Source organism: Methylobacterium aquaticum (assembly GCF_001043915.1).
GTDB classification, from domain to species: Bacteria; Pseudomonadota; Alphaproteobacteria; order Rhizobiales; family Beijerinckiaceae; genus Methylobacterium; species Methylobacterium aquaticum.
Genome location: NZ_LABX01000129.1, coordinates 14364 through 33585, shown reverse-complemented (window position 1 = coordinate 33585; position 19222 = coordinate 14364). Strand labels below are relative to the sequence as shown.

General features: G+C 71.3%; 18 protein-coding genes and 1 pseudogene. 17 read left to right on the top strand and 2 right to left on the bottom strand.

Annotated elements, in window-relative coordinates:
* Positions 1 to 33: 33 nt before the first annotated feature.
* From VP06_RS16850 to VP06_RS16790, 15 genes and pseudogenes are all read left to right on the top strand, one after another.
* Positions 34 to 1218 carry an ABC transporter substrate-binding protein gene (locus tag VP06_RS16850; RefSeq protein WP_048464937.1) on the top strand — a complete coding sequence of 395 codons (1185 nt, stop codon included), beginning with the start codon at positions 34 to 36 and terminating at the stop codon, positions 1216 to 1218.
* Positions 1219 to 1243: 25 nt separating this feature from the next.
* Positions 1244 to 2167 (top strand): branched-chain amino acid ABC transporter permease, encoded by a 924-nt coding sequence (locus VP06_RS16845; protein WP_048464936.1) that lies wholly within the window; start codon positions 1244 to 1246, stop codon positions 2165 to 2167.
* Complete coding sequence (locus tag VP06_RS16840; protein WP_053081862.1) at positions 2164 to 3153, top strand: branched-chain amino acid ABC transporter permease; 990 nt, start codon at positions 2164 to 2166, stop codon at positions 3151 to 3153. Before VP06_RS16845 ends, VP06_RS16840 begins: the two co-directional genes overlap by 4 nt.
* The gene (locus VP06_RS16835; RefSeq protein ID WP_048464935.1) at positions 3150 to 3902 is read left to right on the top strand and encodes an ABC transporter ATP-binding protein; all 753 of its coding nucleotides are present in this window, start codon (positions 3150 to 3152) and stop codon (positions 3900 to 3902) included. The genes VP06_RS16840 and VP06_RS16835 overlap by 4 nt, the downstream gene beginning before the upstream one ends.
* Positions 3902 to 4597 carry an ABC transporter ATP-binding protein gene (locus VP06_RS16830; RefSeq protein ID WP_048464934.1) on the top strand — a complete coding sequence of 232 codons (696 nt, stop codon included), beginning with the start codon at positions 3902 to 3904 and terminating at the stop codon, positions 4595 to 4597. Before VP06_RS16835 ends, VP06_RS16830 begins: the two co-directional genes overlap by 1 nt.
* A gap of 84 nt (positions 4598 to 4681) precedes the next feature.
* Positions 4682 to 5140, top strand: a complete 459-nt coding sequence (locus VP06_RS16825) for a cupin domain-containing protein (RefSeq protein ID WP_048464933.1) — start codon at positions 4682 to 4684, stop codon at positions 5138 to 5140.
* 3 nt (positions 5141 to 5143) lie between these two features.
* Complete coding sequence (locus VP06_RS16820; RefSeq protein ID WP_048464932.1) at positions 5144 to 6400, top strand: flavin-dependent oxidoreductase; 1257 nt, start codon at positions 5144 to 5146, stop codon at positions 6398 to 6400.
* Between the two features lie 71 nt (positions 6401 to 6471).
* Positions 6472 to 6603 carry a hypothetical protein gene (locus tag VP06_RS38620; RefSeq protein WP_280950224.1) on the top strand — a complete coding sequence of 44 codons (132 nt, stop codon included), beginning with the start codon at positions 6472 to 6474 and terminating at the stop codon, positions 6601 to 6603.
* Positions 6600 to 6899: pseudogene (locus VP06_RS37250) on the top strand (MarR family winged helix-turn-helix transcriptional regulator); the annotation flags it as partial. The gene VP06_RS38620 and the pseudogene VP06_RS37250, both read left to right, overlap by 4 nt.
* Positions 6900 to 7106: 207 nt before the next feature.
* Positions 7107 to 7940, top strand: coding sequence for an enoyl-CoA hydratase family protein (locus VP06_RS37245; RefSeq protein WP_048464956.1), 834 nt, complete (start codon positions 7107 to 7109; stop codon positions 7938 to 7940).
* Between the two features lies 1 nt (position 7941).
* Positions 7942 to 9087, top strand: coding sequence for an acyl-CoA dehydrogenase family protein (locus tag VP06_RS16810; protein WP_048464931.1), 1146 nt, complete (start codon positions 7942 to 7944; stop codon positions 9085 to 9087).
* 171 nt (positions 9088 to 9258) lie between these two features.
* A complete protein-coding gene (locus VP06_RS16805) occupies positions 9259 to 10845 on the top strand; it encodes an AMP-binding protein (RefSeq protein ID WP_048464955.1) in 1587 nt (528 codons plus the stop codon).
* A complete protein-coding gene (locus VP06_RS16800; protein WP_048464930.1) occupies positions 10842 to 11285 on the top strand; it encodes a RidA family protein in 444 nt (147 codons plus the stop codon). The genes VP06_RS16805 and VP06_RS16800 overlap by 4 nt, the downstream gene beginning before the upstream one ends.
* Positions 11285 to 12127: an alpha/beta hydrolase gene (locus VP06_RS16795; RefSeq protein ID WP_048464929.1), complete on the top strand. Its 843-nt coding sequence runs from the start codon at positions 11285 to 11287 to the stop codon at positions 12125 to 12127. The genes VP06_RS16800 and VP06_RS16795 overlap by 1 nt, the downstream gene beginning before the upstream one ends.
* Before the next feature lie 275 nt (positions 12128 to 12402).
* Complete coding sequence (locus VP06_RS16790; RefSeq protein ID WP_048464928.1) at positions 12403 to 15933, top strand: hybrid sensor histidine kinase/response regulator; 3531 nt, start codon at positions 12403 to 12405, stop codon at positions 15931 to 15933.
* Between the two features lie 6 nt (positions 15934 to 15939).
* On the opposite strand, the gene VP06_RS16785 is transcribed toward VP06_RS16790, so the two are convergent.
* The gene (locus tag VP06_RS16785; protein ID WP_048464954.1) at positions 15940 to 16569 is read right to left on the bottom strand and encodes a S24 family peptidase; all 630 of its coding nucleotides are present in this window, start codon (positions 16567 to 16569) and stop codon (positions 15940 to 15942) included.
* Between the two features lie 149 nt (positions 16570 to 16718).
* On the opposite strand from VP06_RS16785, the gene VP06_RS16780 reads away from it, so the two are divergent.
* Positions 16719 to 17066, top strand: coding sequence for a DUF952 domain-containing protein (locus VP06_RS16780; protein ID WP_048464927.1), 348 nt, complete (start codon positions 16719 to 16721; stop codon positions 17064 to 17066).
* A gap of 2 nt (positions 17067 to 17068) precedes the next feature.
* Positions 17069 to 18142: a quinone-dependent dihydroorotate dehydrogenase gene (locus VP06_RS16775; RefSeq protein WP_048464953.1), complete on the top strand. Its 1074-nt coding sequence runs from the start codon at positions 17069 to 17071 to the stop codon at positions 18140 to 18142.
* A gap of 215 nt (positions 18143 to 18357) precedes the next feature.
* Here VP06_RS16775 and VP06_RS16770 read toward each other — a convergent pair whose 3' ends face one another.
* Positions 18358 to 19182, bottom strand: coding sequence for a class I SAM-dependent methyltransferase (locus VP06_RS16770; protein ID WP_053081861.1), 825 nt, complete (start codon positions 19180 to 19182; stop codon positions 18358 to 18360).
* Positions 19183 to 19222 lie beyond the last annotated feature (40 nt).

Below are 19222 nucleotides of genomic sequence, written 5' to 3'. Positions count from 1 at the left end.
GCCGTCGATGCTCTCGACCAGGAGATTTTCGGGATGATGCCGATCCGGAACGCCAGCTCCCTCGCGCCCGCGCTGTTATGCGCCACGCTGCTGGCCGGCCCCGCCGCCGCGCAAGGGCCTGAGAAGGTCCGGGTCGGGCTGATGTTCACACTCTCGGGGCCCTCCGCGGTGCTCGGCGAGCAGGGCCGCGACGGGTTCCTGCTCGCCCTTGACGCACTCGGCAAGAAGCTCGGCGGCCTCGACGCCGAGGTGGTGACCGTCGACGACGAGCTGAAGCCGGACGTCGCCACCAACAAGGCGCGGGAACTGGTCAAGCGCGACAAGGTCGATTTCGTGGTCGGGCCGACCTTCTCGAACGTGCTGCGCGCGGTGGTGCGGCCGGTGACCGAGAGCGGCGCCTTCCTGATCTCGCCCAATGCCGGCACCTCGAACTATGCCGGGGCGGAGTGCAACCCGAACCTGTTCGTTTCTTCGTACCAGAACGATCAGGTCCACGAGGTTCTGGGCAAGTACGCCCAGAACAAAGGCTACAAGCGCCTCGTCCTGCTGGCGCCGAACTACCAGGCCGGCAAGGACTCGCTCGCCGGATTCAAGCATTCCTACAAGGGCGAGGTGGTGAACGAGATGTTCACGCCGCTCGGCCAGCTCGACTTCTCGGCGGAACTCGCGCAGATCTCGGCGGCCCAGCCCGACGCGGTCTTCGCCTTCATGCCTGGCGGCATGGGCGTCAACCTCGTGCGCCAGTACCGGCAGGCGGGCCTGAGCACGATCCCGTTCCTCTCCGCCTTCACGGTCGACGAGAGCACCCTGCCGGCCCAGAAGGACGCGGCCGTCGGCTATTTCGGCGGCGCCAACTGGGCGCCGGATCTCGACACGCCGCAATCCAAGGCGTTCGTGGCGGCCTACGAGAAGAAGTATGGCAGCGTGCCCGGCACCTACGCCATGCAAGCCTACGACGCCGCCCTGATGATCGACGCCGCGGTCAAGCGCGCCAAGGGCGATTTGAAGGACAAGGAGTCCTTGCGGGCCGGCCTCAAGGCCGCCGAGTTCCAGTCCCTGCGCGGCAACTTCAAGATCGGCAACAACCACTACCCGATCCAGGACTTCTACCTCGTCAAGGCGGCCAAGCGTTCGGACGGCAAGTACGAGACCCAGATCGTCGAAAAGATCTTTTCGAATTATCAGGACAACTACGCCGCCGAGTGCAAGATGAAGTGATGGACGGACGGAGGGTGCCGGGCCGATGCTCAACCTGTTCCTGATCCAGGCGCTGAACGGCGTCCAGCTCGGCATCCTGCTGTTCCTGGTGGCGGCGGGGCTGACGCTGATCTTCGGGGTGATGGACGTCATCAACCTTGCCCACGGCGCGCTCTACATGATCGGCGCGTACCTGGCCGCGACGCTCACCGCCGCCACCGGCAGCTTCGGCCTCGGCCTTCTCCTGGCGCTCCCGGCGACGCTCGCCTTCGGGCTCGCCCTCGAACTCCTGGTGATCCGCCACCTCTACGGGCGCGACCATCTCGACCAGGTGCTCGCCACCTTCGGGCTGATCCTGATCCTCAACGAGGGCGTGCGGATCGTCTGGGGCGCCGCGCCGATGAGCGTGCCGGTGCCCGACGCCCTGTCGGGCTCGCTCCACCTCGTCGGCACCCTGCATTACCCGCTCTACCGGGTCGCGATCATCGCCGCCGGTCTCGCCACGGCGCTCGGGCTCCACCTCCTCGTCAACCACACCCGCCTCGGCATGCGGCTGCGGGCCGGGGCCAGCAACGGCCCGATGGTGGCGGCGCTCGGCATCGACATCCGCCGGCTGTTCCTGGTCGTGTTCGGCCTCGGCGCCATGCTGGCGGGATTCGCCGGCGCGATGGTGGCGCCGATCCTGTCGGTCGATCCCGGCATGGGCGATTCGGTGCTGATCCTGACCTTCGTGGTCATCGTCATCGGCGGCGTCGGCTCGGTGCGGGGCGCCTTCGTGGCCGGCCTTCTCGTCGGCCTCGCCGATCAGCTCGGCCGCACCTTCGGGCCGATCCTGCTGCGCAGCGTCATGGACGCCTCCGCCGCCTCGCAGACCGGCCGCACCCTCGCCCCCATGCTGATCTACATCCTGATGGCCGCCATCCTGTTCTTCCGGCCCTCCGGCCTGTTCCCGGCGCGGGGCAGCCGATGAGCACCCTCGTCGCCCGCATGGCCGCCGCGCCGCCCCGCCGCCGGGCCATCCTGCCCGGCGCCGCCCTGGCGGGGCTGGCCCTCGCGGCGCTCGCCGCCCTGCCGGTCGCGGCGGACGCCGCGGGGCTGCCCTTCCTGGTCGTCATCGCGACCCGGATGATGATCTTCGGGCTCGCCGCCCTCTCCCTCGACCTGGTGCTCGGCTACGGCGCGATGGTCTCGTTCGGCCATGCCGCCTTCATCGGGCTCGGGGCCTACGCGGTCGGCATCCTGGACGCCCACGGCATCCGCGACCTCGCGGTCCAGGCGCCGGTGGCGGCTCTCGTCTGCGCGCTCTTCGCCCTCGTCACCGGGGCGATTTCCTTGCGCACCCGCGGCGTCTACTTCATCATGATCACGCTGGCCTTCGGGCAGATGGCGTATTTCTTCATGGTGTCGCTCGCAGCCTACGGCGGCGACGACGGGCTGCCGCTGGCGGGCCGCTCGACCCTGTTCGGGATGCGGCTGATCGAGGGCGATCCCGCCCTGTTCTACGCCGTGCTGGCGGTGCTGGCGGTCGCGCTGCTCGGCTTGCGCCGGGTCGTCGCCTCGCGCTTCGGCCGGGTGCTCCGCGGCAGCCGCGACAATGCGGTGCGGATGCAGGCGATCGGCGTCTCCCCCCTGCCCTACCGGCTCACCGCCTACGTCATCGCCGGGGCCATCGCCGGCCTCGCCGGGGTGCTGCTGGCCAACCAGGCCGAGTTCGTCTCGCCCGCCTACATGAGCTGGCAGCGCTCGGGCGAGCTGATCGTCATGGTGGTGCTCGGCGGCATGGGCACGCTGATCGGCCCGGTGATGGGGGCCGCCGCGCTGATCGCGCTCGAGGAGGTGCTGGCGCATTACTCCGACCATTGGCGCCTCGGCCTCGGGCTGATGCTGGTCGCGGTGGTGCTCCTCTCCCGCGGCGGCCTCGCCGGGCTGGCGGCGAAGCTCGGGAGGCGCGCATGACCCCGCTGCTCTCCGTTCGCGCCTTGCGCAAATCCTACGGCGCCCTGCGGGTCACCGACGACGTCAGCCTCGACGTGGCGGCGGGCGAATTGCACGCCGTCATCGGCCCGAACGGCGCCGGCAAGACCACGCTGATCCACCAGCTCTCCGGCAGCCTTCGGAGCGATTCCGGCACGGTGCATCTCGCCGGCGAGGACATCACCGCCCTGCCGATGGTGGCGCGGGTGCGCCGGGGGCTCGCCCGCTCGTTCCAGATCACCTCGATCCTCGACGGGTTCTCGGTGCTGGAGAACGTGGCGCTCGCGGTCCAGGCCCGCTCCGGCTCGAGCTTCCGGTTCTTCCGCCCCGCCGCGACCGAGACCAGGCTCAACGCCGAGGCGATGGATGCGCTCGGCCGCGTCGGCCTCGCCGACCGTGCCGCGCGGCGGGCCGGCAGCCTGTCGCATGGCGAGAAGCGCCAGCTCGAACTGGCGGTGGCGCTCGCGACGAAGGCCCGCCTGCTCCTCCTCGACGAGCCGCTCGCCGGCACCGGCCCGGAGGAATCGGCGATCCTGGTCGGGCTGATGCGCGAGCTGAAATCCACCCACACGATCGTGCTGATCGAGCACGACATGGAGGCGGTGTTCGCGCTGGCCGACCGGATGAGCGTGCTGGTCTACGGCCGGGTCATCGCCAGCGGCGCGCCCGCGGCGGTCCGTTCCGATCCGGCGGTGCGCGCCGCCTATCTCGGCGAGGAGGAGGCGGCCTGATGCTCGCGATCGAGGGATTGGAGAGCGCCTACGGCGATTCGCGCATCCTGTTCGGGATCGACCTCTCGGTCGCCAAGGGCGAGGTGGTGACGCTGCTCGGCCGCAACGGCATGGGCAAGACCACCACGGTGAAGTCGATCTTCGGCCTGCTCAAGCCCCGGGCCGGCCGGATCCTGATCGACGGGGAGGACATGGCCGGGCGCCCGTCCCATCTCGTCGCCCGGCGGGGCCTCGGGCTGGTGCCGGAGGGACGCCAGGTCTTCCCGACCCTCTCGGTCGAGGAGAACCTGGTCGCGACGCATCGCGGCGGGCGTGGCGCCAAGTGGAATCTGGAGGCGGTCTACCGGCTGTTTCCGCGCCTGAAGGAGCGGCGGCGCAACGGCGGCGACCAGCTCTCCGGCGGCGAGCAGCAGATGCTGGCGATCGGCCGGGCGCTGATGACCAACCCGCGCCTCGTCGTCCTCGACGAGGCGACGGAGGGGCTCGCCCCGCTGATCCGCGAGGAGATCTGGGCCTGCCTGCGGGCGATCAAGGACGAGGGCGAGGCGATCCTGGTCATCGACAAGAACGTCGATGCGCTGGCCCGCTTCGCCGACCGCCACGTGGTGATCGAGAAGGGCCGCGTGGTCTGGACCGGCACCACCGCCGCGCTCCGGCAGACGCCGGAGGTGAAGGACCGGTTCCTTCATGTGTGAAAGATTGGCGCCGCCCAACCCTCTGCCGCGAAGGGGGGTGATGCGCGGCAGCCCTCCGTCCCAGTCTCGTGAAGGAGTTCATCCATGACACCGATGACCGCAGGCATCACTCCCGCGGGTGAAGGCATCGAGGGCGTCCGCTGGAACATCCTCGGCCAGATCTACATCCCCAAGCAGCTCTCCGAGAACTCGCTGTCCTGGCACGCGACCTTTCCGCCGGGCACCTTCGTGCCGCCGCACATCCATCCGACGCAAGACGAGTTCCTGTACATCCTGCAAGGGCAGCTCACCGCCGAACTCGACGGGCAGGTGAGCGTGGCCGGACCCGGCGACACCATCCGCCTGCCGATGGGCCAGCCGCACGGGCTGTTCAACCGCTCGGATGCCGACGTGAAGTGCCTGTTCTGGGTCTCGCCGGCCCGCCGCCTCTACGACCTGTTCTGGGCCCTGCACAACCTCGGGCCGCAGGCCGATCCGGCCGACGTGGTGGCGATCTCGGCCAAGCACGAGGTCGACTTCTTGCCGCCCCCCGACGCGGAGTGAACGATGCGCGTCATCATCGTCGGTGCCGGGATCGGCGGCCTCGCCACTGCCCTGATGCTTCACCGGCGCGGAATCCGCGCCGCGATCTACGAACAGGCGTCCGAGGTGCGCGAGGTCGGGGTCGGCATCAACACCCTGCCGCACGCCATCCGCGAACTGGCCGAGCTGGACCTGCTGCCGGCCCTCGACCGGGTGGCGATCCGCACGAGGGAACTCGCCTATTTCAACCGCCAGGGCCAGGAGGTCTGGCGCGAGCCGCGCGGGATCGAGGCCGGCCATCCGGTGCCGCAATTCTCGATCCATCGCGGGCGGCTGCAAGCGGTCCTGTACGAGGCGGTGCGCGAGCGTCTCGGGCCCGACGCGGTGAGGACCGGGCTGGCGCTCTCCGGCTTCCTCCAGGACGAGGGCGGGGTCACCGCTCACTTCACCGATGCGCTCAGGGGCGATGCCGGCCGCACCGTGCGGGGCGACGTGCTCGTCGCCTGCGACGGCATCCACTCGGTGGTGCGCAAAAAATTCTTCCCCGACGAGGGCCCGCCGCGCTGGGACGGGGTGCTGATGTGGCGCGGCGCCACCGAATCGGCGCCCTGGGGCGACGGCCGCACCATGGCGATCGGCGGCGGCATGGGGGCGAAATGCGTCCTCTACCCGATCGCCGAGGCCGAGGGTGGACGCCAGCTCATGAACTGGGTGGTGTTCGTGAAGATGGCGGACGGCAAGGTCTCGCCGCCGCCGAAGGAGAGCTGGTCGCGGCCCGCCCACCGCGCGCAGGTGCTTCCTTACGCAAGGCGCTTCGCCCTGCCGGATTTCGATCTCGCGGCTTTGGTCGAGGCGACGCCGCAGATCTTCGAATACCCGATGTGCGACCGCGATCCGCTGCCGCGCTGGACCCATGGCCGGGTGACGCTGCTCGGCGATGCCGCCCATCCGATGTACCCGGTCGGGTCCAACGGCGCCTCGCAGGCGATCCTCGACGCGCGGGCGCTCGGCGATGCCCTCGCGAGGGCCGAGCATCCGATGCAGGCGCTTCACGCCTACGAGGCCGAGCGCCGGCCGAAGACCGCCGAGATCGTGATGCTCAATCGCAAGGGCGGACCGGAGCGGGTGATCGACGAGGTCGAGAAGCGGGCGCCGGCAGGATTTTCCCGGATCGAGGACGTGCTCAGCCACGCCGAGCGCCAAGCGATCGTCGGGGGATATGCCGGCAAGGCGGGATTCGCCGTGGGGGGCAAGGTGAGCCCGCTGCGGGTGGCGGTGTGAGGCAGACCGCACCGTGAGCCTCTCCCCGCGAGCGGGGAGAGGCGCCGAAATCCTTTAAGGGTAAAATATCCATGGCCAGCCTCTCTCCCCGCCCCACCCCGGTCACCGGCGCCACCTCCGGCATCGGGCGGGCGGGCGCGGCCGGGCGGGATACCGGCGCCGTCACCGGCCAGGCCCTCGCGGTGGCGGGAGGCGCGCTGTGAATGCCGCCGTCGAGATCCCCACGGAGATCCCGGGGCACCGCACCGAATTGCGGCTGTGGCTGCGCCTGCTCACCACCGCCAACGCCATCGAGGCGGAGATCCGCCGGCGCCTGCGCGACCATTTCAACACCACCCTGCCCCGCTTCGACCTGATGGCGCAGCTCGACCGGGCGCCGGACGGCATCCAGCTCGGGGAATTGTCTCGCCGGATGATGGTCTCGAACGGCAACGTCACCGGCCTCGTCGAGCGGCTGGCGCAGGAGGAGCTGATCGACCGCCAGGTTTCGGAAACCGACCGCCGGGCGGTGCAGGTGCGCCTGACCCCGAGAGGCCGCACGGTCTTCGCCGCGATGGCGCGGGCGCATGCCGACTGGATCGCCGAACTCGTCGGCGCCCTCGCTCCCGCCGAGCAGGAGGCGCTCTCGACCCAGCTCTCCGCCCTCAAGGCTTCGGTGCGGCCGGGCGGCGGCACACCACCAAAACCAAAACGCCAGGGAGGCACCATGAGGCGCCAGAACGCCATCGCGGCCCCGCTCGCCGGGTTCACGCCGCAGCATTTCGGCTTCGCGATCGACGGCGGCATCGCGACCGTGACGCTGAACCGGCCGGAGAAGAAGAACCCGCTGACCTTCGAGAGCTACGCCGAACTCCGCGACACCTTCCGGGCCCTGCGCTTCGAGGAGAGCGTGACGGCGGTGGTCGTCACCGGGGCCGGCGGCAACTTTTCGAGCGGCGGCGACGTGTTCGAGATCATCGCGCCGCTGACCACCATGGGCGCCGCTGATCTCCACGCCTTCACGTCGATGACCGGCGATCTCGTCAAGGAGATGCGGGCCTGCCCGCAGCCGGTCGTGGCCGCGGTCGAGGGCGTCTGCGCGGGCGCCGGGGCGATCATCGCCATGGCGGCCGACCTGCGCGTCGCCGGCGCCGGCGCCAAGGTCGCGTTCCTGTTCAACAAGGTCGGGCTTGCCGGCTGCGACATGGGCGCCTGCGCGATCCTGCCCCGGATCATCGGCCAGGGCCGGGCCTCCGAGCTTCTCTATACCGGCCGTTTCATGGGCGCCGAGGAGGGCGAGCGCTGGGGCTTCTTCAACCGGCTGGTTCCGGCGGGAGAGGCGCTGGCGGCGGCCCGCGAGACCACCCGGGCGCTGGTGGAGGGCCCGGCCTACGCCAACGGCCTGACCAAGCGGATGCTGCACATGGAATGGGCGATGGGGGTGGATGCCGCCATCGACGCCGAGGCGATGGCCCAGGCGCTCTGCATGAAGACCCAGGATTTCCGCCGCGCCTTCGAGGCGTTCGCGGGCAAGACCAAGCCGGCCTTCGAGGGCAACTGAGATGCCGGATCGCAGCTTCCTCGACTGGCCGTTCTTCGCACCGCACCACCGCACCCTCGCGGCCGAGGCCGATGCCTGGGCCGCCCGCACGGTCCCGGCCCTGGTCGATCATCACGATGTCGACGGCTCGTGCCGGCGCCTCGTCGCGGGGTTGGGCGAGGCCGGCTTCCTCCGCTTCGCCGCCCCCGAGGACGGGCGCTTCGACGTGCGGGCCCTGTGCCTGCTGCGCGAGACCTTCGCCCGCCATGACGGGCTCGCCGATTTCGCCTTCGCCATGCAGGGCCTCGGCACGGGAGCGCTGACGCTCGCCGGCACGGAGGCCCAGCGCGAGGCGGTGCTGCCCGGGGTGCGGGCGGGCCGCCGCATCGCCGCCTTCGCGCTGACCGAGCCGGAGGCCGGCTCGGACGTCGCCCAGATCGCGCTCTCGGTGCAGCCGGCCGGCGACGGGATGGTCCGGCTCGACGGCGAGAAGACCTGGATCTCGAATGGCGGCATCGCCGACCACTACGTCGTCTTCGCCCGCAGCGGCGAGGCGCCGGGCGCGCGCGGCCTCTCGGCCTACCTCGTGCCGGCGGACACGCCCGGCCTGACGGTGGCGGAACGGCTCGACACCATCGCGCCCCATCCGCTGGCGCGGTTGCGCTTCGCGGATTGCCGGGTGCCGGCGCAGAACCGGATCGGCGAGGCGGGCGCGGGCTTCAAGGTCGCGATGGCGACCCTCGACGTGTTCCGGGCCACGGTGGGCGCCGCGGCCCTCGGCTTTGCCCGTCGCGCCCTCGATGCGTCCCTGGCACGGGCGCAGACCCGACACCTGTTCGGGGCGCCGCTCGCCGCGATGCAGCTGACCCAGACCAGCCTCGCCGAGATGGCGACGGCGATCGACTCGGCAGCGCTGCACGTCTACCGCGCCGCCTGGACCCGGGATTCCGGCGCGCCCCGCATCACCCGCGAGGCCGCGATGGCCAAGATGGTGGCGACGGAAGCCGCGCAAGAGGTGATCGACCGGGCGGTGCAGCTCCATGGCGGCGAGGGCGTCCGCTCCGGCTCGGTGCCGGAGACGCTCTACCGCGAGATCCGGGCACTGCGGATCTACGAGGGCGCCACCGAGGTCCAGAAGCTCGTCATCGCCCGCCAGATTCTCGCCTGAGAGGAGGTTCGTCCGATGGAGGCTGCCGTGCCGGAAACCCGCATCCCGGAAACTCACATCCCGGAGAATCCTGCCGTCCCGCCTCGCGCGGCCTCCCCTCGCCCCGGAGGCAGCCCGTGGGCGCGGCGCCCCGACACCTTCGTGCGGGACAACCTGCCGCCGCCGGACCGGATGCCGGCCTTCGTCAACCTCGACCGGCTCGGCTACCCCGAGCACCTCAACGCCACGGTCGAGCTGGTCGACCGGCACGTGGCGGAAGGGCGCGGCGACCGGGTGGCGCTGGTCGGCCCGGATGCGACCTGGACCTATGCCGCGCTGAAGCGGCAGATCGACCGGATGGCCAATGTCCTGGTCGATGAGCTCGGGCTGGTGCCGGGCGGGCGGGTGCTGCTGCGCTCGGCCAACAACCCGACCATGGTCGCGCTGTATCTCGCGATCATCAAGGCGGGCGGGATCGTGGTGGCGACGATGCCGCTCTTGCGGGCGAAGGAACTGACCCAGATCCTCGACAAGGCCCGCATCCCGCTCGCCCTCTGCGATGCCGGCCTGATCGACGAGATGGCGAAGGCGGTGGAAGGGCGCGCCGATCCGGTGCGGATCGTGACCTGGCGCGGCACCGCCGGGGGCGAACTCGGCGATCTCCTCGACGGGGTCTCCGACCGGTTCGAGCCGCCCCGGACCCGCGCCGACGATCCGTGCCTGCTCGGCTTCACCTCCGGCACCACCGGCCTGCCGAAGGCGACGATCCATTACCAGCGCGACCTCCTGGTGATCTGCGACGCTTACGCCCGCGAGGTGCTGCGGGCCACCGAGGACGATGTCTTCATCGGCTCGCCGCCGCTGGCCTTCACCTTCGGCTTAGGGGGTCTGGTGCTGTTTCCGTTCCGGGTCGGCGCCCGGGCGGTGCTGCTCGAGAAGGCGGGACCGGCCGACCTCGCGGCGGCCATCGCCCGCACCCGGGCCACGGTCGTGTTCACCGCGCCGACCGCCTACCGGGCGATGCTCGGCCTGATCGGCCAGCACGACCTGTCGTCCTTGCGAAAGTGCGTCTCGGCCGGCGAGACCCTGCCGGCGCCGACCTGGCATGCCTGGTTGAAGGCGACGGGCCTGAAGCTGATGGACGGCATCGGCGCCACCGAGATGCTGCACATCTTCATCGCCTCGCCCGAGGACGAGATCCGCCCCGGCGCGACGGGACGGCCGGTGCCCGGCTACGAGGCGCGAGTGATCGACGAGGCCGGCCGGCCCTGCCCGCCCGGCGTGCCGGGACGGCTCGCGGTGCGCGGGCCGATCGGCTGCCGCTACCTCGCCGACGAGCGCCAGACGGTTTACGTGCAGGACGGCTGGAACGTCACCGGCGACACCTACCTCCAGGACGAGGACGGCTATTTCTGGTTCCAGGCCCGCAACGACGACATGATCGTCTCGGCCGGCTACAACATCGCCGGGCCGGAGGTGGAGGCGAGCCTGCTCGCCCATCCGGCAGTGGCGGAGGTCGGCGTCGTCGCGGCCCCCTGCCCCGAGCGCGGCCGCATCGTCGCCGCCTACGTGGTGCCGAATCCCGGCTTCAGCGGCAATGAGGCCCTGACCAAGGCGTTGCAGGAGCACGTGAAGAACGACCTCGCGCCCTACAAGTACCCGCGGGCGGTCCGTTACGTGGCGGCCCTGCCCAAGACCGAATCCGGCAAGCTGCAACGCTTCGCCCTGCGCCGGCAGGCCGAGGCGGAGGCGGCGACCGCCCAGGGAGAGACCGCATGACCGCCAGCCCGATCCCGCTGCGCCCCGACACCGGGAGCGCCGCTCTCTCGACGCTCCAGCCCCCGGGCTGGAAGAAGCCGAAGGGCTACGCCAACGGCATGGCCGGCCGCGGGACCGTGGTGATGACCGGCGGCCTGATCGGCTGGGACGAGAACGAGGTTTTGGCCGAGGGCTTCGTCCCCCAGGTCGAGCAAGCCTTGCGCAACATCCTGGCGGTGCTGGCCGAGGCCGGGGCCGGGCCGGAGCACCTGGCCCGGCTGACCTGGTACGTGCGCAGCGTCGACACCTACCGGGCCTCGCTCGCCGAACTCGGGCCGGTCTACCGCCGGGTGATGGGCCGCCATTTCCCCGCCATGGCCCTCGTCGGCGTCGCCGATCTGGTCGAGCCCGGGGCGCTCGTCGAGATCGAGGCGACCGCGATCGTGCCGGAGGCCGCGTGATGCAGGCCCCGTCCTGGATCACCGGCGGCACGCTCGGGGACATCGACCGCGCCTACGACAATGCCGGGGCGATCGCCGACGCCAAGGCGTATCCGCCGCGCTGGAGCGAGGCGGCGGCGGCCTTCCGCGCTCGCCTCTCCGAGGCGGGGCGCGCCCGCCTCGACCTGCCCTACGGCGCCGGCCCGCGCCACGCCTACGACCTGTTCCTGCCCGAGGGCACGCCCGCCGGCCTCGCGGTGTTCGTCCATGGCGGCTACTGGAGGGCGTTCGACCGCTCGGTCTGGTCGCACCTCGCCGCCGGGCCGCTCGCCCGCGGCTTTGCCGTCGCGCTGCCGAGCTACACGCTCTGCCCGGAGGCGCGCATCGCCGGCATCACCCGGGAGATCGCCGCCTTCCTCGACCGGGCGAGCGCCGAGGTGCCCGGACCGATCCATCTGTCGGGCCACTCGGCCGGCGGCCACCTCGTCACCCGGATGCTCTGCACCGACGTCGCGCTCGCCTGCGCCGACCGGATCGCCGGCGTGGTCTCGATCAGCGGCGTCCACGACCTGCGCCCGCTCCTGGCGACGCGGATGAACGAGACCCTGCATCTCGATGCCGCCGAGGCCCGGGCCGAGAGCCCGGTGCTGCATGCGCCGCGCCCGGGCGCCCGGCTGATCGCCGTCGCCGGGCGGGACGAATTGCCGGAATTTCGCCGCCAGAACCTCCTCCTGCCGACGATCTGGCATGGGCTCGGGGCCGAAGCGGCAGCCTTCGAGATCGCGGGAACCCAGCATTTCAGCGTGATCGACGGTCTGACCGAGCCGGACAGCGCGCTCACCGGGGCACTGATCGGCGGCTGACGCGCCTGTGGTCCGATCCGCCCGCCAGACGAGCCCTCGGACGGGCGTCGTCGTCTCCCCGCGGGCGCCAGGACGGTCCGGAGAAAGACGGAGCGCACGCTTCCCCTCCCCGGGCGATCCCGCTTTGGAGAAAAGAGAAACGCACAATCAACGACGTGCGGTTTGTTTCGATGAGACGGGCATCAAGGGTCGCGCCGACGGTCATCCCATGCTCTAACCCCCGTGAGACGGGCAAGACCCGGGGCCTCCGGCCCGGGCCGGGGGTGGATGAGCCGATGATCGCGGGCTGGACGGTGGTGCTGGCGGCCCTCGTCTATCTCTGCGCCCTGTTCGCGGTCGCCCATTGGGGCGACGTCGCGGGGCGGACCCTGATGCGCGACGCGCGGGTGCGGCCGACGATCTATGCCCTGTCGCTCGCGGTCTACTGCACCTCCTGGACCTTCTTCGGCTCGGTCGGCCTCGCCAGCCATGCCGGCCTCGACTTCCTCACCATCTATGTCGGCCCGGTCCTGGTGGTGGGCCTCGGCCACCGGCTGGTCGCCCGGGTGGTGCGGATCGCCAAGGCGCAGAACTCCACCTCGATCGCCGATTTCATCGCCGCCCGCTACGGCAAGAGCGAGCGCATCGCCGCCCTGGTCTGTCTGATCGCGGTGGTGGGGGCGGTGCCCTACATCGCCCTGCAATTGCGGGCGGTGACCGCCTCGCTCCAGGTCTTCCTGCGCGCCACCGACGGGGTCGGGGCACCGGCCGGCATGCTGGGCGATCTCAGCCTGCTGGTGGCCCTGGTGCTGGCGGGCTTCGCGGTGGCCTTCGGCACCCGCCATGCCGACGCCACCGAGCACCAGGACGGGCTGACGCTCGCGGTGGCGCTCGAATCCCTCGTCAAGCTGCTCGCCTTCGTCACCGTCGGCGGCTTCGTGGTCGGCTGGATGCTGCGGGACCTGCCGGAGGCGTCGAGCGCCATTCACGGCCTCGGGGCGCTCGCCGGCCAGACCTCGGGCCCCGCCACGCTGATCGTCCAGACCCTGCTCGCGGCCGCCGCGGTCCTGCTGCTGCCGCGCCAGTTCCACATGGCGGTGGTGGAGAACCGCGCGGTCGCCGATGTCCGGCGGGCGGCCTGGACCGTCCCGCTCTACCTCGTGCTCATCAACCTGTTCGTGGTGCCCCTGGCGCTCGCCGGCCTCGCCCTGTTCCCGGAAGGCACGGTGCAGCGCGACATGACGGTGCTGGCGCTGCCCCTGCACGAGCGGGCCGACGGCATCGCGCTCGTCGCCTTCATCGGCGGGCTCTCGGCAGCGACCGCGATGGTGATCGTCGAATCGGTCGCGGTGGCGATCATGATCTCGAACCACCTCGTCATCCCGGTGTCGCTGCGCCGGCGCAACCTCGTGGCGGGGGCCGCGCCGTCCCCCGAAGCCGGCGCGCCGGATCTCGGCGGCTACGTGCTGGTGGTGCGGCGGATCGCCATCGTGGCGGTGGTGCTGGTGGCCTATGCCTATTCGCGGGTCGCCGGCGAGGTGGCGCTCGCCTCGATCGGGCTCCTGTCCTTCGCGGCGGTGGCGCAGATCGCCCCGGCCTTCGTCGGGGCGCTCTACTGGGGCCGGGGCACCGGCCTCGGCGCCGCCGCGGGCCTCACCGTCGGCTTCGCGGTCTGGCTCTATACCCTGCTGCTGCCGAGCCTCGTCACGGGAGACGGCTGGGGCGCCCAGCTGATCGCCGACGGGCCATTCGGCATCGGCGCCTTGAGCCCGACGGCGCTGATGGGCGTCGACGACTTTCCGCGCCTCGTCCACGGCTCCCTGTGGAGCCTCGGTCTCAACGCGCTCGCCTACATCGTCTTCTCGCTCCTGCGGCCGCCGAGCGCGATCGAGCGGCTTCAGGCCGAGGCTTTCGGGCACCAGGCCGGGAAACCGGGGGCGCCAAGCTTCCGGCTGTTTCGCAGCGCCGTGACCGTGACGGAGCTGCGCGCCACGGTGGCCCGGTTCCTCGGCGAGGAACGGGCGATGCGGGCCTTCGAGGAGTTCGCGCATGGACAGGGGCGCGGGCCGCTGCGGGACGACGCGGTGGCCGGGCTGCCCGAATTGCGCCACGCCGAGCACCTGCTCGCCTCGGCGATCGGGGCCTCCTCGGCCCGGCTCGCCCTGTCGCTGCTCCTGCGCCGCCGCAACGTCTCGCCCCGCGCCGCGCTCAAGCTCCTCGACGACGCCTCGGCGGCGTTCCAGTACAGCCGCGACATCCTCCAGCACGGGCTCGATCACGCCAAGCAGGGCATCACGGTCTTCGACCGCGACATGAAGCTGATCGTGTGGAACCGCGCCTTCACCGACCTCTACGACCTGCCGCCGGACATGATCCAGACCGGCATCGGGCTCGAGGCGATCGTGCGCTTCAATGCCGGCCGCGGCGCCTACGGGGCACGGAACGCCGACACCCTGGTGGCCGAGCGCATCGCCGCCTTCCGGCTCGAATCCGGGCCGCAGCGCCTGCGCCTGCATCCGAGCGGCCGGGTGATCGAGATCCGCGCCAACCTGCTGCCGAATGGCGGCGTGGTGGCGACCTATACCGACGTGACCGAGTCGGTCGCCGCCGAGGAGGCCCGCACCCGCCTCAACGAGGAGCTGGAGACCCGGGTGCGCGAGCGCACCGAGGAGCTGACCCGCCTCAACGCGGCGCTGACCCGGGCCAAGGCCGAGGCCGACGAGGCCAACGCCTCGAAGACCCGCTTCCTGGCGGCGGCCAGCCACGACATCCTCCAGCCGCTCAACGCCGCCCGGCTCTATGCCAGCGCGCTCGTCGAGCGCGACCGGGGCACCGACCCGACGCTCGCCGAGAACGTCGATGCCTCCCTGGACGCCGTCGAGGAGATCCTGACCGCCCTGCTGGAGATCTCGCGCCTCGATACCGGGGCGTTGAAGCCCCAGCTCTCGATCGTGCGGGTCTCGGAACTGTTTCGCCAGGTCCAGCGTGAATTCGGTCCGATGGCGCAGGAGAAGGGACTTCGCCTCACCGTGATGCCGTCCTCGCTCGCCGTGCGCTCCGACCGGCAATTGCTGCGCCGGCTGCTGCACAATCTGGTGTCGAACGCCATCAAGTACACGCCGCGGGGGCGCGTGCTCGTCGGCGCGCGGCGGCGCGGCGACCGGGTGGTGCTGATGGTGCTCGATACCGGGCTCGGCATCCCGGCGGGGCAGCAGACCCTGGTCTTCCGCGAGTTCCAGCGCCTCGACCAGGGCGCGCGGGTCGCCCGCGGCCTCGGCCTCGGCCTGTCGATCGTCGATCGGACCGCGCGGCTCCTCGACCATCCGGTCAGCCTCGCCTCGCGGCCGGGCCGCGGCTCGACCTTCTCGGTCGCGGTGCCGGGCGCCCCCTTGCGGCCGGTGGTCGAGGCGCAGGGCGAGGCGCCCCGCCCGGCCATGGTGCCGCTCGCCGGTTTGACGGTGCTGGCGGTCGACAACGAGCCGGCGATCGTTGACGGGATGCGGGTGCTCGTCGGCAGTTGGGGCTGCACGCTGCACACCGCCGGCTCGCTCAGCGAGGCGCTGGCTCTCGTCCTCGGCGACCGCTTGCGCCCGGATGTCATCGTGGCCGATTACCACCTGGATCAGGGCACCGGCCTCGACCTGATCGCGGGATTGCGGGCGGCGCTCGCCGCCGACATCCCGGCGGTGCTCCTGACCGCCGACCGCTCGCCGGGCGTGCGCGACGCCGCGGCGGCGCAGCGCGTCCAGGTACTGAGCAAGCCCATCAAGCCCGCCGCGCTCCGCGCCCTGCTGACCCAGTGGCGCACCCGGCAGGCCGCGGAGTGAACAGCCTCAGTGCCGCACCCACATCACCCGGGCCATCCAGGCGATCTCGGAGGTCGGGACGATCCGGTCCGGCTCCCCGGGAACCGGCCCCCTGAGTTCGGCGGTCCGGGCGGTGCGGCGCTTCAGCTCGGCGACCAGGATGCTGCCACCGCCGAGGCAGGTCACCACCCGGTCGCCCTTGCGGATCGCCGCGGTGGGAGAGACCACCAGCACGTCGCCGTCCCGGTAGAGCGGAGCCAGGGCGCCGTCCCGCACCGCGATGGCAAAGCAGCGTTCCTGCCCGATCCGCGGCATCATCACCTCCTCGACGACGCTGCCGTGAGACGGCAAGCCGTTGGCGCCGATCTGGCCGGCCGCGCTCTCGCTGCCGATCAGCGGCACCGCGGCGATGCGGGCGTCGATCTCCCGCGGCTCGATCAGGCGCAGGAAGTCGTCCAGGGTGGCACCGGTGGCCGCCAGGATCTTGGAGACCGATTCCGTCGAGGGCCAGCGCTTGCGCCCGTCGGGGCTCACCCGCTTCGAGCGGTTGAAGCTCGTCGCATCGAGACCGGCACGCTTCGCGAGGCCCGACGCCGTCAAGTTGTTGCGCTGGGCGAGCTGATCGATCGCGGACCAGATTCGCTCGTGGGACAGCATGGGAGACTTGGCCTGACGCGGGTCGGCGTTCACCACCGAACTAACAAATGTAAAGTACCGCACCCTCTCCGAAAGGCAACGGGCGTTGCCGGCTTGTCCCGGTGCGGCTATCGCTCGCCCTCGTCCCGCCAAGGAGGCCCGCGGCATCCATGACCCTGATCTTCAAGATATGCCCGGCCGTCCTGTGGCGTGAAGCCGAGGCGGCCGGCCGCTTCGACGGCGCGCCGGTCGATCTGGCGGATGGCTTCATCCACTTCTCGACGGCCGCTCAGGCCCCCGAGACGGCCGCCAAGCATTTCTCGGGACAGGATAATCTTCTCCTGATCGCCGTCGACGCCGAGGCGCTCGGGGAGGCCCTGCGCTACGAGCCGTCCCGCGGCGGGGACCTGTTCCCGCATCTCTACGGGCCGCTGCCGCTCTCTGCCGTCCGGCACGTCGAGCGGCTGCCGGCGGGACCCGGCGGCGTGCATATTTTTCCTGATTCCATAAGGGGTTGATCTTGCTCTCGGCTGTTTTCCCGCTCGTCCGCCCGGTGTTGCAGGCCCTCGACGCCGAGACCGCCCACACCCTGACGTTAGGGGCATTGGCGCGCCTTCCCCTGGGACATCCGCCGATCGATGATCCTCGTCTCTGCGTAACGGTTATGTCCCGGCGCTTCCCCAATCCGGTCGGTCTGGCGGCGGGGTTCGACAAGGGGGCGCGGGCGCCCGACGCCTTGCTCGGGCTCGGCTTCGGCTTCGTCGAGGTCGGCGGCGTGGTGCCCCGGCCGCAGCCCGGCAACCCGCGCCCGCGGGTCTTCCGGCTGCCGGAGGACGGGGCGGTGATCAACCGGTTCGGCCTCAACAGCGAGGGGCTGACGACGGTCCGCACCCGCCTCGCCGCCCGGCGCGGCCGGCCCGGCATCGTCGGGGTCAATATCGGGGCCAACAAGGACTCGGCCGACCGCCTGTCCGACTATGTCGCCTGCACGACAGGGCTTGCCGGGCTCGTCGACTTCATCACCGTCAACGTCTCCTCGCCCAACACGCCGGGCCTGCGCGATCTCCAGGGGGAGGCGTTCCTCGACGACCTGCTCGCCCGGGTGATCGCGGCCCGCGACGCTTCCGGCGCGGGCACGGCGTTGCTGCTCAAGATCGCCCCCGATATCGGCCTCGACGGCCTCGACGCGATGACCGCCACGGCGCGGCGCCGGGGCGTCGACGCGCTCGTCGTCTCCAACACCACGGTGGCGCGGCCGGCGAGCCTCGCCGGGGCTGCCAGGGCCGAGACCGGCGGCCTGTCCGGCCGCCCGCTCTTCGCGCCCTCGACCCGCCTCCTCGCCGAGACCTATCTGCGGGTCGGGGCCGAGCTGCCGCTGATCGGCGTCGGCGGGATCGACTCGGCGGAGGCCGCCTGGACCAAAATCCGGGCCGGGGCGAGCCTGGTGCAGCTCTACTCGGCGCTGGTCTATGCGGGGCCGGGCCTGATCGGCGAGATCAAGGCGGGGCTGGTGCGCCGGATGGAGGCTGAGGGGCTCGAGAGCCTCGCGGGCGTCGTCGGGCGCGACGCGGCGGAACTGGCCCGCTCGGCGTGATACCAACGGCCCAAGATGCTGACGCATCGGGCCGTTGACCCATCTCGAATTTTCGATGTCAAGCCAGAGGCTTGGCGAAAATTCGAGAACAGAACCAAAGGTCGTTTTCAACGACCGTTGGTATGAGACGCTGACATCATCGAAAAGCCGCCCCCATGGACCCTTCCCCCCTGCGGGCGAGGGTCCGGCCATGCGTGCCCCGAATGTCGGGACGCTCACAATTCCGGATTGGTCGGCTCGGTCCGCCGCGCCACCACCGTGTAGCAGAGCCTCTTCTGCCCGAGCAGCGGCGGGCGGTGATAGGTCACGGCCGACTCGCCGAAGCCGAGGATCGCCAGGAGTTCCTGCATCGTGCCCGGGGCGATGGTCCACCAGGTATCGAAGCGGATCCGCTGGCTCGATCGGGGCAGGAGGAACAGCGGCAGGCCGAGGCTGCGCGGCCAGTAGCGCAGGAATTGCAGCGATTTCGGCAGCATCTCGGTCACCACCACGGTCTCTCGGGTGAGCCGCAGGGCACCGTGGAGGGCCCGGAACGGGTCGCGCAGGCGCGCCAAGGCGTTGCCGAGCACCGCAACGTCGACGGGTCCGATCGCCTCCGGCACGTCATAGAGCGAGCCGCCGGCCCGCCGCGCCCGCGACCCGAGTGCGGCGTGCGAGAACCAGAACGCATTCTCGAACCGGCGCAGGTGATTGCGGATCTCCGGCGCGATCACCGCGCGCTCGAAATCCGGATACGGCACCATCTCCCAGCAGGCCGCGCCGGAAAAGTCGTAGGACACCACCTCGGCGCCGCGCGCCTCCATGGCGAAGCCGAGATAGCCGCTGGTGGCGCCGACATCGAGGACGCGCTTGCCCGCCACCGCGACGTGGCCGAGATAGGCGTCGAGCCCCGCCCGCAGATCCCAGGCTCCCGCCATCGTGCCGTGCCCCGGCAGGTCGATGGCGTGGTTGAAGGTGCAGTCCGCCGGGTCGTCGACCCGGCGCGGCGCCAGGTACGGCGCCTCGGTCTCGAGGTCAGCGGTCGGGTCCGCCATCGTCATGCGGGATCGTCTCGTGCGGCGGAAAGAAACGGGTCGGAGA

Bases quoted from the DNA above. Each gene is read 5' to 3' on its own strand.
- VP06_RS16770 (WP_053081861.1), bottom strand. From the start codon at position 19,182: ATGACGATGGCGGACCCGACCGCTGACCTCGAGACCGAGGCGCCGTAC.
- VP06_RS16810 (WP_048464931.1), top strand. From the start codon at position 7,942: ATGCCGGATCGCAGCTTCCTCGACTGGCCGTTCTTCGCACCGCACCAC.
- VP06_RS16800 (WP_048464930.1), top strand. From the start codon at position 10,842: ATGACCGCCAGCCCGATCCCGCTGCGCCCCGACACCGGGAGCGCCGCT.
- VP06_RS16790 (WP_048464928.1), top strand. From the start codon at position 12,403: ATGATCGCGGGCTGGACGGTGGTGCTGGCGGCCCTCGTCTATCTCTGC.
- VP06_RS16785 (WP_048464954.1), bottom strand. From the start codon at position 16,569: ATGCTGTCCCACGAGCGAATCTGGTCCGCGATCGATCAGCTCGCCCAG.
- VP06_RS16825 (WP_048464933.1), top strand. From the start codon at position 4,682: ATGACACCGATGACCGCAGGCATCACTCCCGCGGGTGAAGGCATCGAG.
- VP06_RS16840 (WP_053081862.1), top strand. From the start codon at position 2,164: ATGAGCACCCTCGTCGCCCGCATGGCCGCCGCGCCGCCCCGCCGCCGG.
- VP06_RS16850 (WP_048464937.1), top strand. From the start codon at position 34: ATGATGCCGATCCGGAACGCCAGCTCCCTCGCGCCCGCGCTGTTATGC.
- VP06_RS16780 (WP_048464927.1), top strand. From the start codon at position 16,719: ATGACCCTGATCTTCAAGATATGCCCGGCCGTCCTGTGGCGTGAAGCC.
- VP06_RS37245 (WP_048464956.1), top strand. From the start codon at position 7,107: ATGAGGCGCCAGAACGCCATCGCGGCCCCGCTCGCCGGGTTCACGCCG.
- VP06_RS16820 (WP_048464932.1), top strand. From the start codon at position 5,144: ATGCGCGTCATCATCGTCGGTGCCGGGATCGGCGGCCTCGCCACTGCC.
- VP06_RS16805 (WP_048464955.1), top strand. From the start codon at position 9,259: ATGCCGGCCTTCGTCAACCTCGACCGGCTCGGCTACCCCGAGCACCTC.
- VP06_RS16795 (WP_048464929.1), top strand. From the start codon at position 11,285: ATGCAGGCCCCGTCCTGGATCACCGGCGGCACGCTCGGGGACATCGAC.
- VP06_RS16845 (WP_048464936.1), top strand. From the start codon at position 1,244: ATGCTCAACCTGTTCCTGATCCAGGCGCTGAACGGCGTCCAGCTCGGC.
- VP06_RS16835 (WP_048464935.1), top strand. From the start codon at position 3,150: ATGACCCCGCTGCTCTCCGTTCGCGCCTTGCGCAAATCCTACGGCGCC.
- VP06_RS38620 (WP_280950224.1), top strand. From the start codon at position 6,472: ATGGCCAGCCTCTCTCCCCGCCCCACCCCGGTCACCGGCGCCACCTCC.
- VP06_RS16830 (WP_048464934.1), top strand. From the start codon at position 3,902: ATGCTCGCGATCGAGGGATTGGAGAGCGCCTACGGCGATTCGCGCATC.